General features: G+C 36.3%; 10 protein-coding genes. 6 read left to right on the top strand and 4 right to left on the bottom strand.

Annotated elements, in window-relative coordinates; all coding sequences use genetic code 11:
• Positions 1-249 precede the first annotated feature (249 nt).
• Complete coding sequence (locus tag BN999_RS04240; protein ID WP_096270394.1) at positions 250-2,202, bottom strand: insertion element protein; 1,953 nt, start codon at positions 2,200-2,202, stop codon at positions 250-252.
• 1 nt (position 2,203) lies between these two features.
• A complete protein-coding gene (locus tag BN999_RS04235) occupies positions 2,204-2,443 on the bottom strand; it encodes a hypothetical protein (RefSeq protein ID WP_096270136.1) in 240 nt (79 codons plus the stop codon).
• An 803-nt stretch (positions 2,444-3,246) separates the two neighbouring features.
• Here BN999_RS04235 and BN999_RS20280 point away from each other — a divergent pair.
• Together BN999_RS20280 and BN999_RS04220 are read left to right on the top strand one after the other, a co-directional pair.
• The gene (locus tag BN999_RS20280; RefSeq protein ID WP_141249038.1) at positions 3,247-8,448 is read left to right on the top strand and encodes a S8 family peptidase; all 5,202 of its coding nucleotides are present in this window, start codon (positions 3,247-3,249) and stop codon (positions 8,446-8,448) included.
• Positions 8,449-8,646: 198 nt separating this feature from the next.
• The gene (locus tag BN999_RS04220) at positions 8,647-9,684 is read left to right on the top strand and encodes an FUSC family protein (RefSeq protein WP_096270135.1); all 1,038 of its coding nucleotides are present in this window, start codon (positions 8,647-8,649) and stop codon (positions 9,682-9,684) included.
• A gap of 63 nt (positions 9,685-9,747) precedes the next feature.
• On the opposite strand, the gene BN999_RS04215 is transcribed toward BN999_RS04220, so the two are convergent.
• Positions 9,748-10,095, bottom strand: coding sequence for a DUF4363 family protein (locus BN999_RS04215; RefSeq protein WP_176481868.1), 348 nt, complete (start codon positions 10,093-10,095; stop codon positions 9,748-9,750).
• 168 nt (positions 10,096-10,263) lie between these two features.
• On the opposite strand from BN999_RS04215, the gene BN999_RS04210 reads away from it, so the two are divergent.
• From BN999_RS04210 to BN999_RS04200, 3 genes are all read left to right on the top strand, one after another.
• Complete coding sequence (locus BN999_RS04210) at positions 10,264-11,124, top strand: DUF421 domain-containing protein (protein WP_096270133.1); 861 nt, start codon at positions 10,264-10,266, stop codon at positions 11,122-11,124.
• A 48-nt stretch (positions 11,125-11,172) separates the two neighbouring features.
• On the top strand, positions 11,173-11,625 hold the full coding sequence (locus BN999_RS04205) for a hypothetical protein (RefSeq protein WP_096270132.1): 453 nt from the start codon (positions 11,173-11,175) through the stop codon (positions 11,623-11,625).
• A gap of 159 nt (positions 11,626-11,784) precedes the next feature.
• Positions 11,785-13,026, top strand: coding sequence for an EAL and HDOD domain-containing protein (locus BN999_RS04200; protein ID WP_096270131.1), 1,242 nt, complete (start codon positions 11,785-11,787; stop codon positions 13,024-13,026).
• Positions 13,027-13,072: 46 nt separating this feature from the next.
• Here the strand turns inward: BN999_RS04200 and BN999_RS20495 are convergent, their stop codons facing one another.
• Entirely contained in the window at positions 13,073-13,237 is a 165-nt protein-coding gene (locus tag BN999_RS20495) for a hypothetical protein (RefSeq protein WP_176481867.1), read from the bottom strand.
• Between the two features lie 151 nt (positions 13,238-13,388).
• Between BN999_RS20495 and BN999_RS04195 the strand changes: the two genes are divergently transcribed.
• Complete coding sequence (locus tag BN999_RS04195; protein ID WP_096270130.1) at positions 13,389-14,639, top strand: DUF2088 domain-containing protein; 1,251 nt, start codon at positions 13,389-13,391, stop codon at positions 14,637-14,639.

Raw genomic sequence — 14,639 nt, 5'->3', positions numbered from 1 at the left:
GGCTAAATGCCCCCCATCTATTTTTAAATTGTTATACAATAGCATTTTGTTAAGAGTTTTCGTTTAATACTGCTTTCCAAACTATACATCCGTAGGGGGTAGTGAATATGAAAAAGCACCGAATACGACCAAATCATTTTAATTTTGTCATCTTACTATTTTTCACAATCTCTATAATGATTTTAACATAAATTTTCCATTTACCTTTAAAAAAATATAGTCAAAATATAGTCCACCATAATTTATAAACTACCTAAAGTAAATTATATCTTTTAAATCAAACACTTTGTCAGTAATCCCCAATCGTTGTGCTGGTGTTTTCACTGTTTTCTTTTTCCCTTCCTTCGTTGTAAACGGCATACAAAAGTTATAATGAGTTCGAAGTATCGTTAGAGCCATTTGTGCGTATTTTGGATTGAAATTAGAATAGATATAACTTTTACCATCTCCACGAGCTGTCATTAAAGGTCTTTCTAAAATGGACAATCTTCTGCGGATGTTTTGTATAAAAGTATTTACTGCATTGTCGTTTACTTCAAGTATTAAATTAGCAATATCGCTCGGTTCTAAAGAAGATAAATCAGTTGTGCCATCCACTTCTCTGAAACCTCTGTCTGGTGTAGCCAAAGGATGTTCAATTGGATTACTTGCATATTGATTGTAGGAGTGGGTGGCAGTATGAATTTCTTCGTGAAACTGATGTCGTTGGAATGTATCCTCAAGGTACATATACGCTAGTTTCCGCAAAGACCGTGTAGTGTGCCCGTTCGTAACTCCCCAATCGTAGAGGTCTTGTTGAGCTTGTTTGAATTCCTCATATGCTTGCTTTCGTGTTTTCGTTTTATTTGTTTGGCTAATGAAATGATGTGCATCTGTTAGCTTAAATTCTTTAGCGAACATTCGATAGCAAGCAGTCATTAACGAACTATCCCTATCAGTAACAAATCGCCACTCAGAAGCGTTTAAAAGCTGCTTGATAAGCCAGTAGTGTGCCATAGTCGTGTATGTTGAATTGACGTGTAAACCCTCAATATATTTATCTCTTCTTTCCACCTTTAACAGTTCCCTGTGATACTCCTCTTTGGTTTGAGTATCATTATGAGAAGGTGGCTGCGGATAATGCGAAAAGCGTAACCGAGCGTGTCGTTTAGCAAATTCATTCAAGTGGTCTTCCTTAAATAAAACCGTATCCAATGCTATATCTTCCATCGAGGCGTTCCAATCATAAGCTATATCCGACCGAAATATATATCGAGAGAAGACCTCAGCGGTAATGACTACATTTGTAGGAAATTGAGTGTCTTCAACGCTATCGTATTTTTTGCCACCCATTCCTTTTCTACGAACATTGTTCAATAGATAGGTCATCTTATCGGTGTTAAGCCAAATTTCATCAAAAGAGGTTTGTTTTAATGGTTTAGTTTCATATCGCTCTATAAACTCTAAACAACGACGATATAGCCATTCTAGCTTTTGATAGTACGTTCCTCTACCAATCCCTAAAATTTCGCAAGTACGACTAACTGGTGTCTTGTTTAAAAGGAGTTTCGCAAAAGTAGGAACAATATCATTTTTTTGTTGATTATAAGTGATAGATTGTTTGGTGTTTGGCATTATATTCGTCTTTTTCTCGCAAGATTTACATTGCCATCTCTGTGCTCCGACTTTACTCTTTCCTTGCTTATAAAAGCCTTTTGGTTCATTGAATGGAGTAAGTCCTTCGGATACGCACCCTTCTTTGTGAAAGATATATTCTGGTTCAACTTCTTTCACTGTTTCCAAGCTGACTAATCTTGAAATTTCTTCAGCGACAGACCAGTTGGAGAAGGTTCTTGTATGGCAATCTAGCGTCATCCCTCTTGTTGGATGCACAGGGTCAGGATTGCATTTGATTGTTTTACTTTCACCTGTTCCACTTAATTTATATCGACTTGGTTTCCCTTTAACTGGAAACTTTTCTTGTCCCATCCCAAACCATTTACAATATGGATTAGTGCATTGATTTACTTGAATAGTATTACTAATTCCGTTCCATTGAAACTGAACAGGTTTAAACAGTAAATCATTGAACTTTGTAGCGAACCTTTTCGGCGTTAAAAGCGGATACTGTTCTGTCCGTTCTTTGATTTCCTCATTAGTAATCGGAGCAGAAACTGCAACAACCACATCTTCTTTTGTAGTTAACCTTTTTGGCTTAACCAGTTTATTTCGCCACCTTATCTTCAATTTCTAGTTGTTGGATAATTCGCTTGTTGTTACGTTTGCTTTCAATCCATTTGATGAAACCTTCATCATCAAGGAGGTTGAGCATTATAATCTCAACTACTTCATCCTCGGTATATTCTGTGTATTCAGCATAGTATTTAACAATGGCTCTTGTATGCTCCGACAACTCCCAATTTACCTTCTCAGCGTTTCTATTCTTAGGTTTAATGAATTTCATTGCCATCACCTTCCTACTATTATTATCACCATAAATAGCAATAGATATAACAACTAATTTAGCAATGATTTTAGCACATAAAATAGCAAGAGTACATAAATCTATGTGCCTTTGCTATTTGCCTTGTTATTTATAACGATATTTGACTATGTAAAAGTAGTTGAACGCTGTTATGACAATAAAAATGGGATGCTAAATCATATGTGATTTGCATCCCTAATTTGTGTGTTATATTATATTTTCTCTCCCGTAACTGACCCCGTTAGTCTAAATTGGGCTTTTTCTTTTTTTTGTGGTTAAAATTTTCAATAAAAATTGGTTCTATATATGGTGTAGGAATGAGCAAAAAGTAGTGTTCTGATGAATAAATTTTGAGTCTTTTGAATGGATTCGCTAAATAAATAAAGTAGAAAAAAAGAGAAACCAGTCATATTTGCATATTAAACCAATTTTATGCATGACTTTATCATTATTTTTCTTTCCCTTCATAGGAAAAGTTTGATGTGGTGGTATAGAACTATATTGATAAATAACAGATAAGGTCAATATATCTTGAGGCATTTATAACACTGTATGCTTCTTTGGTCTTAGAATAAAAAATAATCATCCTAGGAATAATTATTCATTTTGGAAATATTCTGAAAATCATTACAAACTTCGACGGAATATGACAATACCAATAGCTTATAGTTGATTACAACAACTAGACGAGCATCTCAGAAACCAGACATGTTCTTACTTTTAGGGGAAAGGAGGCAAGTGTGGTTTTTTGTTTATCAAAATTTGTTGGGGGAGGAATATTCTTGAAGAGAAGAAGACAGGCAAGAAGATTTAGTATTGTTGCCACAATCTTAATGATTTTCTCGTTGTTTACGCCAGCTTTTGCAGGTGCAGCACCAAATAGTGCATCAAAAAATGCTACACCACATACTTCTCTAGTTGATTCTAAAGAAGTAGTAGAAGCAAAAGTAAGTAGCAATGTAATGAGTGAATTTGAGAAAGAGGAGAAAGTCACTTTCTTAGTTAAGTTTAAAGAAAAAGCAGATCCAATGAAAGTTGCAAAGGAATCTCTTGCGAAAGCTCAAAGTGCAAATCTTTCAGCTTATAACCAAGAATTAGTTCAACGTTCAGCAGTAATCTCAGAGCTAAAGGCTACAGCGATTGCTTCGCAACAGAACGTTAAGAAGTTTTTAGAGGCTGAGGCTTCAAAAGGTAACGCTGAAGAAATTAAAGAATTTTTCGTTGTTAACGGTATGGCAGTTACAGCTACAAAAGAAGTGGCTGAGAAAATTGCGACATTCCAAGAAGTAGAAAAAATCCTTCCGAATGAAACACGTAAATTGATTAAAGGTTTAGCTGTAGAGGAAGCTCCAAAAGCTCAACCTCAAAACGTTGAGTGGAGTGTTAATCGTGTGAATGCTCCAGCAGTTTGGGGACTTGGAATTGATGGTACAGGGGCAGTTGTAGCGAATATCGATACTGGTGTTCAATGGGATCACCCAGCACTAAAAGAAAAGTATCGCGGATATGATGCTGCAACTGGTCAAGCAGATCATACTTATAGTTTCTTTGACCCTGTTAACGGACAAACTACTCCGTATGACATTGATGGTCATGGTACACATACAATGGGTACGATGGTTGGTAGTGAGCCAGATGGTTCAAACCAAATTGGGGTAGCACCTGGTGCGAAGTGGATTGCTGTACAAGCATTTACTGCAGATGGTGCCTATGATTCTGATTTACTTGAAGCGGCAGATTGGATTATGGCTCCTGGTGGAGACTCATCAAAAGCTCCTGATGTTGTGAACAACTCTTGGGGTGGAGGATCTGGTATAGATGAGTGGTATCGTGACACTGTAATCGCTTGGCGTGCAGCGCAGATTTTCCCAGTGTTTGCAGCAGGTAATACAACGTTATTTAACCCTGGAGGACCTGGTTCAGTAGCAACTCCTGCAAACTATCCGGAATCATTTGCAGTTGGAGCAACTGACATAAATGATAATCTTGCTAGCTTTTCACTTGAAGGGCCATCTCCTTATGGAGAAATTAAGCCTGATGTTTCTGCTCCTGGTGTAGCGGTTCGCTCATCCGTCCCAGTTGATAGCTATGCTAGTTATAACGGGACTTCTATGGCAGCACCTGCAGTAGCCGGTGCAGTAGCATTACTACGATCTGCAAATGGAAGCATTTCCGTCGATGATATTGAGCAACTATTAATGGATACAGCAGAACCAATGACTGATAGTGAATATCCAGAAAGTCCAAACAATGGTTTTGGACATGGAATTATTGATGCATTTGCTGCAGTATCTACAATTGCAGACGGTTTAGGTTCAGTACAAGGTCAAGTAACAATGGATGGGGAAGATACAGAAGCACCAGTGTTTGAGCATGTTGCTCCATCTGAAACATATGCTGGCCTTGATTTGGAATTAAGTATTGATGTTAGTGACAATATTAGTGTCACATCTGTACAACTGCAGTTTGGTGATGAAACGGTAGATGCTAAACGTGTATCTGGTAACTTCAAAGAAGGTGTTTATGAAGTGACATTACCTGGAGATGCACTTGAAGTAGGTACTTTCACTTATAACTGGGTAATCAATGACTTTGGTAACAACCAAGTAGTTAGTGAAGATTATAGTGTCGATGTTAAGGCTGGAATCACCAACGGTTACTTCGAGGACTTTGAAGTTAATCCATTAGGTTGGCAAAAGCTTGGAACGAACAATGTTTGGGAGTGGGGAGCACCAACTTCTGGACCTGGTGAAGCATTTTCAGGTGATAATCTTTATGCTACAAATCTAGCGGGACCTTATGCTAGTAGCATGAATAATCATTTAGTAATGCCACCAATCGATGTTCCAGCAGAAAGAGATTCCTTCTTACAATTTAAGAGCTGGCATAACTTTGAAATCAGTTCTTCAGGTAGGGCTTGGGATTATGGTGAATTAGTAATTTCCAACGATATGGAAAACTGGACTACCTTGGAGCAATTTGTTGGCGCTTCAGAAGGATGGGCTGCTAAAGAATTTGATTTAGCAGATTACCAAGGAGAACGCGTTTATATCGGTTTCTATACTTACTCCGATGGAAGTGTGACAAGAGATGGTTGGTATATTGATGATGTAGCTTTAACAGGCGATTCACAATTCAGTGATGATGCTGTAGCACCAACATTTGATCACGCTGCACCAAGCGATGCGTATAAAAATATGCCACTAACCCTTAATGTAACGGTTCAAGATGATTTACGGATTGGTGGAGCGACACTTCATTTCTTAGAGAATGGAGAGTGGCAATCACTTGATGCCGAACTTCAAGATGGCAGTGAATTAGAAGGTACATTCAGTACACTTGTACCAGGTGAACATGTTACTGGTGAAACTTTCACTTATAAGTGGGAAGTTCGTGACTATGCTGGTAATACAGTAGAAAGTCCTGAATATGAGGTTACTTTAAGTGATGGTATTACAGTAGGGTACTCTGAAGACTTTGAAAACAATCCTGCAGGCTGGTCTCTAATTGGTGCGAATAATGTATGGGAGCTTGGTGAACCAACTTCCGGACCAAATGGCGCGGTTTCAGGAGACAATGTTTATGCTACAAATCTAGCAGGGCAATATCCGACGCGTATGGATGGAACACTAGTAATGCCTGCTGTGAGCGTACCTGCAGATGGAGCTTATCTGCAATTTAAGAGCTGGCATGAGTTTGAACAATCTTCTTCTGGTACTGCATATGATTATGGCCGGGTAGTTGTATCTACAGATATGGTCAACTGGACGTCACTATCTCAGTTCAATGGAACTTCGGGTGACTGGTTAGATGCAGAAGTTGATTTATCTGAATATGCTGGACAAACGGTATTTGTTGGATTCTTTGGGTACTCAGATGGTAGTATAACAAAACTGGGTTGGTACCTTGATGATGTTGCATTATCTGATACATCGCTAAACCTAGAAAGTAATCCAGCGAAAGAAAAAATTACAACAATAAGTGATGAAGATGAAAAAGCAAAAGAAGCATCATTAGAGAAAAATGCAGAATCTAAAAATAAAGCTGCTCAACCAGCTAAAGATGCTTCCGTTAATGCTGACAATCAAGTAAGTGGTTTACCACTTGGTGCAACAGTTTCTGTACTTGAAAATGGACGCTCTGTTTCAACTAATCCACAAGATGGATCGTATTCTCTAATGCTTCCAGCAGGGGATTACACATTAGTTGCTGAAACTTATGGCTTCCGTGCTCTAGAGCAGGCTGTTACAGTGAATCAGGATGAGGTTGCAACTGCAAACTTCGTACTGGAAGAATTACCAAAAGCTACCGTGTCTGGTACATTAACAAGCGAGAAGTCAGGCAACCCAATTGCGGGAGCTACACTATTACTTGTTGAAGATGCTAACGTTGAACCGGTTCAAACAGATGAGAATGGAAACTTCTCTATTACAGGTTATGAAGGAACATACACATTAAAAGTTATTGCAGCAGATTACTACGGACAAGAAATTGAAGTAACATTTGATCAAGACAAGACACTAGACATTGCATTGGAACCATTCTTTACCATCCCTGGTGGAGAAATTGGATATGATGACGGTACAGCTGAAAATGCACGTGCATTCTATGATGCTGGTAATGGTTGGGCAGTTAAAATGTCACTTCCAGAAGGAAAAGATCAAGCAATAGTTACTGATGGTGTATTCCAATTCCATGGCACTGATTGGCCAGTTCCAGGTGGAACAGGATTTGCAGTAGAAGTTTGGAGTGCTGGCGATGATGGTATGCCTGCAGAAAAGCTAGCTGGACCAATTGAGGCAGAAGCAATTCGCGACTTAAACCAACCAACAGTTGTTGATTTAAGTGAGCATAACATTCAAGTAAATGGCGACTTCTATATGGTATACATTCAAACAATCGCTAATCCTAATGCACCAGGACTTGCAACGGATGAAAATGGTACCAATGCAGGAAGAAGTTATCAATATGTTGGTGGAGCGTGGTCTGCATCACCGGCTGCTGAAGGTAACTATATGATTCGTGCTCGAGTTGCATATGGAGTAAGTGACCCTGTCATTACATCTCCAACTAACGGAGCGTTTACGAATGAAGCAGCAGTTACTGTTGAAGGAACAGCATCTCATTCAACTTCACTAAGTCTTCAAAATAACGGAGCAGAAGTTGGAACAGCTGATATTGGCGATGATGGAGCATTTAGCTTCGACATTGAACTAGAAGAAGGTGCTAACGAACTTCAAGCTGTAACATTTGTTAACGGTGAGGAAGCTACTGATTCTGAAACGGTTACAGTAACTCTTGATACTATTGCACCAGAATTAACTCTTTCCAATGTTAAAGATGGTGATCGAACAAATCGAGAAACATTAACAGTTCAAGGAACAGTAAATGATGCAAATCTTGCTTCTCTAACTGTAAACGGTCAGGAAACTTCCGTTGAAGAAGGACTATTCTCGAAACGTATTTTACTTGATGAAGGTGAAAACACAGTAGAGGTTGTAGCAACTGATGCTGCTGGAAACGTGACTACTAAGGTAGTTACAGTAGAAGCAGACTTCACTGCTCCTGAAATCGAAAATGTAACACCTACTGAAGACAAGAATCTCCAAGTAGGTGAGACGGTTATGATTACATTCGACAGTGAATCAGGGTTAGACACATCCTTTGTTGTTCATATGCCTTTAACTAATATGACGACTTCTAATGTAACAGAGCTTCCAATGATTGAAACTACGGAAGGTCACTATGTTGCATATTGGACAGTACCAGGTGGAATTATTGCAGAAGGAGCTGTTATTGAAGTTATTGCAGTGGATGACTTCGGTAATGAATCTCGAGCACAAGCAGCTGGTAAACTAAATATTTCTGATGGTAGCGGTGATGAAGATAATCACCCTGGCAAAGGAAAAGGAAAAGGAAAAGGTAAAGGCAACGGCAACGACAATCCTGGAAAAGGGAAAGGGAAAGCAAAAGGGAAAAACTAACTTACCCTTTTCTAAAAAAAGGCACAGCTAGCTATTAAGCTACTGTGCCTTTAAATTTGCCTTATAATACTAGAGTGAGATTGTTAGAATAAAGAATTTGTCGAAAGAATAATAAATGAAGTGATTGAATTTTCCGGTGGGAGTCACTATAATAAGTCTATCTTAATTGATTATTACGATGTACATGAGGTGCAAAACATGGAAGTTAATATTGGCCCGCGTATGGTTAAGACGGGTCTTGCGGTTGCTTTGACTCTACTTATAACTGATATCCTTAATCTAGATTTGGAGATAGTAGCAGCAATTGCTGCTGTACTCGCTATGCAACCTTCTATTATGCGTTCCTATGCCTATATTAAGGAAGTTGTTATTTCCAATAGTATCGGAATAATTTTTGCTTTAGGTGGCTTTTTTCTACTAGGAAGTCATCCCCTTTCCGTTGGGGCAGTTGTTATTATATCGATTGCTATTAATATTAAACTAGGACTTAACAAGACAGTAAGTTTAACAGTTTTAACCATTATAACGATGATGCTTGGTGGCGATGATGGTATAAACTATCTTTATATTCTTGAACGTCTATCACTTGTTACAATTGGGGTCATGGCTGCATTTGTAATAAATGCATTAGTAATGCCACCAGACCATAAGAAGATTTTATATACTATGATTAAAAAGGCTAATGATAAAACTAACTTTTTATTACGTGTTATTTCTAATAAAACAATGAATGTTCCACAGATGAAAGCAGAGGATCAAGATGCAGAAAGATTAATCAATGATGCCAAAAATTATTATGGGATAATTTCTGATGAGCGTAATCGTTTGTTTATTCGTAAACGTCTAAGCTTTTTCCGGAATATTATTATCTACAAGCACATGATTCAGGTTTTAAGTAAGAAACATACACTAATTCGTGAATTAGAGAAGAACTTTAATAAAATAGAAACTATGCCTAGTAACAAGTCACAATTGATTAAAAAACTAGTACTTGAAATTAACTCATACAGTGAAAATATTTTGCTATTATATGAAGATAAAATAATTCTAGACAAGGATTTACAAAAAGAAACGAAATCGGCGATGCAAGTAACTATTAATAATTTGATTGATGAGTTACAAGGAGCAGAGTTTTCCAAGTGGGCCATCGTTTTTCCAATTGCGAATAGTATTATTGAGTTATTTTTTGAATTAAATAAATTAGAGCGATTTGTAAGATTAAAAGAAAGTAAATAGACATTTATATAGACTAAATAGAGCAGAGGCTAACCCAATTAACTAGGGAAGCCTCGTTTTTAATTACATAGAATATATTTCTTCCAGATAAGCACGTATGGTTGCTAATTCAAGAAGTGCTGGTTTGGAGTCTAAGCTTACAATAGCTGCGGATAGTCTCGATATCGCTTCATTCATTCCCTCATATTCTGCTTCGTCCCCTAACAGCTGTAACTTCCAATCATTCTTTTTATATAATTTCTTTAAATCTTCTAATAGCATATTGGCATTTTGCCAGTCCTCTTGGCTAATGGCCACTTCTAAAGCCTCAACTTTATTGAAAAAATAATCACCACCAATTGGTTCCGTGCACCCACCAATGAAGAACGTAATTAAAATTAATAAAGATATAAATATCGTATTTTTTAGCATAAGCATCCTCCAAATTTGCATGTTATTTCTAGATTGTCCAATACTATAAAAAGCTTACATATGTACCTAGAATTAAATATGTTTGATAATCCTACGCCGAATATATATGCAAAGAAGGTTTATTCCAAGTTAAATACTATGCTACATTAAAAGTTTGGAGGGTATAATATGCCTGAGTTTGTATTGACGATCATTCGGTCATTCATTTCGTTTTTATTGTTACTCATACTAGCTCGAATAATGGGGAAAAAACAAATCTCACAATTAACCTTCTTTGATTATTGCGTGGGAATTACAATAGGTTCAATTGCTGCTAGCATGGCTGTGGATCAAAATATTAAGATCTCAAATGGAATTATTGCACTTCTTGTATGGGGGTTAATACCACTAATTTTAGGTTATTTAGGATTAAAATCTAAATGGTTCCATCAATTGACAGATGGGAAGTCCGATGTACTGATTGAAAGAGGGAAGATTTTGGAGAGGAATCTAAGAAAGAATCAACTAGCCGTTGAGGAATTAATGTTATTATTACGAGAAAAAGATGTTTTTAATATAGATGATGTAGAAATGGCAGTGTTCGAAACAAATGGTCAATTAAGTATTCTAAAAAAGTCAGAGAAACTGCCAGTAACTCCAGAATTTATAGGTAAGCCGGTTGAACGAGATCAAGGACCAACCATTATTATTTCAGATGGTCAGGTAATGAAGAATAGTTTAAAAAGATTGGGTTACACGAATGAGTGGCTATTAGGAGAAGTGCAAAATCAGGGTGCAAAAAGAATTGATGATGTTTTTTTAGCGCAAATAGATTCTAAGGGAAATGTGTTTATTGATTTGTACTCAGATGAACTAAAAAGAGAGCCTGTAAAACAGCGCCCATTAATGGCAGCAACATTAAAAAAACTTCAAGCAGATTTGGAAAGTTTTGCACTACAAACTCAAAATCCAGCAGCGAAAGAAATGTACACAAACCAAGCTAAAAGTCTTCAAGAGGTCATAGATAATATTTCACCATATTTAAAATAAGATATTGAAATAATTCATTATTTCAATAGAGCATGAGGAGTGAATAACTTGAGAGTATGGTTGGTACCTATAGTTTCCATCATTATTGTTTTTATAAGTTCGAATTCCTTTGCATTAGAAGAAACCAAAACTAAATATTTTGGTGTAGGGGCAACTGTTGAGGAAGTAGAGCAAGCAACTTTTACGGTTAAGACTAAAGGAGAGAACGTAGGTGAAGGATTTATTTTCACTCCTGAGGAAATTACTAATGGTGATAGAATTACCTTTCAAGTTAGTTTGGAAGGGAAAGGAACTGTTTATATTAAGTTAGTGGAAACAAATCCAAATGGCAAGTATATAAAAGAACACACAACACCAATGATTTTATTAACTAGCGATTGGAAAGAATACCGAATTAATGCCGATTTAAGTAAAGAAACGGAACAAGTTGATGTATTAGTTATTACAGATGGAACCCAACAAACAGAATTTAAGTTTCGAGATGTAACTATCATTCGGTAATCTATCGAACTGCCCAATGAATTATATGAGGCAGTTCGACTTTTTCTTATATTTCATCAAATTGTGACAATATTTTACGAAAATTTTCATTCTTTTTTCCTATTTTTGATAAAAATATGGTATTATTTTACTATATTATCAGAAAATTGAGGTGGAAGTGTGGAAGTCTTTGTTGCAAGGCAGCCTATTCTAACAAAAAAACAAGAAGTATTTGCTTATGAATTACTGTATCGAAACAATAAACATGACAATTTATATGCTAATTTGGATAGTGACCAAGCCACCTCTGAAGTCATAAATAGTTTTCTGCAGATTGGCATTGAGGAGCTGTCTGATGGCAAGCCCTGCTTTGTTAATTTTACGGAAACACTATTAGAAAATACAGTACCTACATTTCTTCAACCCGAATTAATGGTTGTTGAAATTTTGGAAACTGTAAGACCTACTGAGAAAATCATTGAGAATTGCATGAAATTAAAAGCGCAAGGATATAAAATTGCACTAGATGACTTTGAATTAGTAGAGAACGATATAAACTTCAACAAACTTATTTCATTGGCCGACATTATAAAAATAGATATTCAAAAGACAAATCGATTTGAACAATTAAAGATTATGAATGAGTTGCAAAATAGAAATATTGTCTTCTTAGCAGAGAAAGTGGAGACAAGAGAAGAATTCGAGCAATGTCTGTATGATGGATACTCCTATTTTCAAGGCTATTTTTTTAGTAAACCAGTCATACTCTCATCAAAGGATATTCCAGTCTTTAATCATAATTTATATATCATTATTTCCGAACTTTCTAAAGAGGATCCAGATATTGATAGACTGAGCAATATCATAGAATCAGATGTTTCTTTATCCTATAAATTATTAAGATTATTGAACTCACCGACTATTGGTCTTGTATATAAGATTAAATCTATTAAGCAAGCCATTGTCTTGCTAGGTTTAATTGAGTTAAGAAAGTGGGTATATGTACTTTCATTTCGAGAGCAACTTGAAAAAACAGACCCAGTAATTGATGAAGTAATTAAGTTGTCTTTAACTAGGGCCAAAGCAAGTGAATTAATTTCCTTACATATTGGAAAAAGAAAAGAAAGCTCAAGTATGTTTCTAATGGGATTATTTTCACTTGTAGAACCAATATTTAAGAAACCATTAGAAGAAATTCTGCAAAAATTACCACTTGATCAAGAAATTAAAGATTCCTTATTAGGATTGGAGACTTCCTTGACACCTGTTCGAGATTTAGTTTTTGCTGCAGAAAAAGGTGAGTGGAATAAAGTAGGACCATTGGTAAAAGAACTTGGGATAAATGCGGAAAATTATAATGACTTATATAAAAAATCGTTGATGTGGGCTAAAGAAGTTATGGATGGGAATGATATGGCTTAATTTTAATTAAAAAAACTTTGTCAGGTGAGACAAAGTTTTTTTATAATTACGTTTCATTTTGATGTTTCCAGTAAGTATCTTGTCCACTTATAGGGCATTGTGGGAATGTATCATTCTTATTTAAACTTGATTTTTCGCCTGATTGACATATATAGGAACCTGAAACAGGAACACCTTGTCCAGTACGATATTCACGAAATTCTTTTTCCAACTTATCACCTCCACCCCTATTATTCCCTAGAATGATGTTAGTACCCAAAATAAGAGATCTATCACTGACTTTTTATAATGCGTAGTGAATATTTTGAACATTTGGTGTATACTGTTGTGTGAGCTTGTTCATTTTGTCAGGGGGAATTAATGTGATTGGTTATGAATTGGAGCTAAAGTTCAAGTCATCCAAGCTCGAAAACCTAAAGGAAGTTATATGGTCAGAGCTGTCAAGGAATAGTCAACTTATTGCATTACCACCTAATGCTGAAGTAGCCATCACTGCCGGCAGTAGAGGAATAAATAATATTGTATTAATTTTAAAAGAAATCGCGAATTTCTTAAAGAGTAAAAAAATGAAACCCTTTCTTTTTCCAGCGATGGGAAGTCATGGTGGAGCAACTGCAGAAGGACAAGTTGAAGTATTAAAACAACTTGGTATTACTGAGGATTCGGTAGGAGTACCGATTCGGTCCACAATGGAGGTTGTTAAATTAGGTCATATTAACGAAAAAATGCCAGTTTATATGGACAGGATTGCTTATCAAGCTGATGCTATCTTAGTAGTTAACCGAATTAAATCACACACAGCCTTTAGTGGGAAAATTGAAAGTGGTTTAAGTAAAATGGTTTCAGTTGGGATGGGAAAACAAAAAGGAGCTAGTTTTATACATAGCCAAGGATCTGATTTTATGGAAGATAATATCATAAAAGGCTCAAAGTACGCAATTGAAAATAGCCCAATCTGTATGGGGTTAGCGATTGTTGAAGATAGTTATGATCAGACTTCTATAATAAAAGGAATATCAATAGAAAATTGGCATGAGGAGGAAGCTAAATTACTGGATATATCCAAAAGTCTAATGCCATCATTACCTATTGATAATATTGATTTACTAATAGTAGAGGAAATGGGGAAATGTTACAGCGGAACTGGAATGGATCCTACAATTATTGGAAGATTACGGATTGATGGGATACCAGAACCTCAGAAGCCAATAGTCAAAAGGATTGCAGTTCTTGACTTAGCAGAACAATCCCATGGAAATGCACAAGGTATCGGTCTAGCTGATTTTACAACAGAGAAGTTAATTTCAAAGGTAGATAAATACGCAACATATATGAATAGTATTACGAGCACGTTTTTAAGAAGGGCCATGTTTCCGTTTATTTATCCTACGGAAGAGGAGGCTATCAACCATGCACTATTAACTCTTGGACCTGGGCTTAATAAAGAAAATGTAAAAATTGTTCAGATTCCTAATACATTACATCTTAGTAGAGTAATAGTATCAGAATCTGCTTTAAAAGAAGTGTCTCCTCAAGTAGATTATTCAGTCACTAGAAGATTAGAGTTCTTATTTGAAAAGGGTAACCTAATTAATAAAATAATGCCATTATAG

The organism is Paucisalibacillus globulus, assembly GCF_900184735.1.
GTDB lineage: Bacteria > Bacillota > Bacilli > Bacillales > Amphibacillaceae > Ornithinibacillus > Ornithinibacillus globulus_B.
This window is presented reverse-complemented; position numbering and strand designations above follow the sequence as displayed.

Coding starts and splice junctions, on each gene's coding strand:
- BN999_RS04215 (WP_176481868.1), bottom strand. CDS start 10,095: ATGCTAAAAAATACGATATTTATATCTTTATTAATTTTAATTACGTTC.
- BN999_RS04210 (WP_096270133.1), top strand. CDS start 10,264: ATGCCTGAGTTTGTATTGACGATCATTCGGTCATTCATTTCGTTTTTA.
- BN999_RS04220 (WP_096270135.1), top strand. CDS start 8,647: ATGGAAGTTAATATTGGCCCGCGTATGGTTAAGACGGGTCTTGCGGTT.
- BN999_RS04235 (WP_096270136.1), bottom strand. CDS start 2,443: ATGAAATTCATTAAACCTAAGAATAGAAACGCTGAGAAGGTAAATTGG.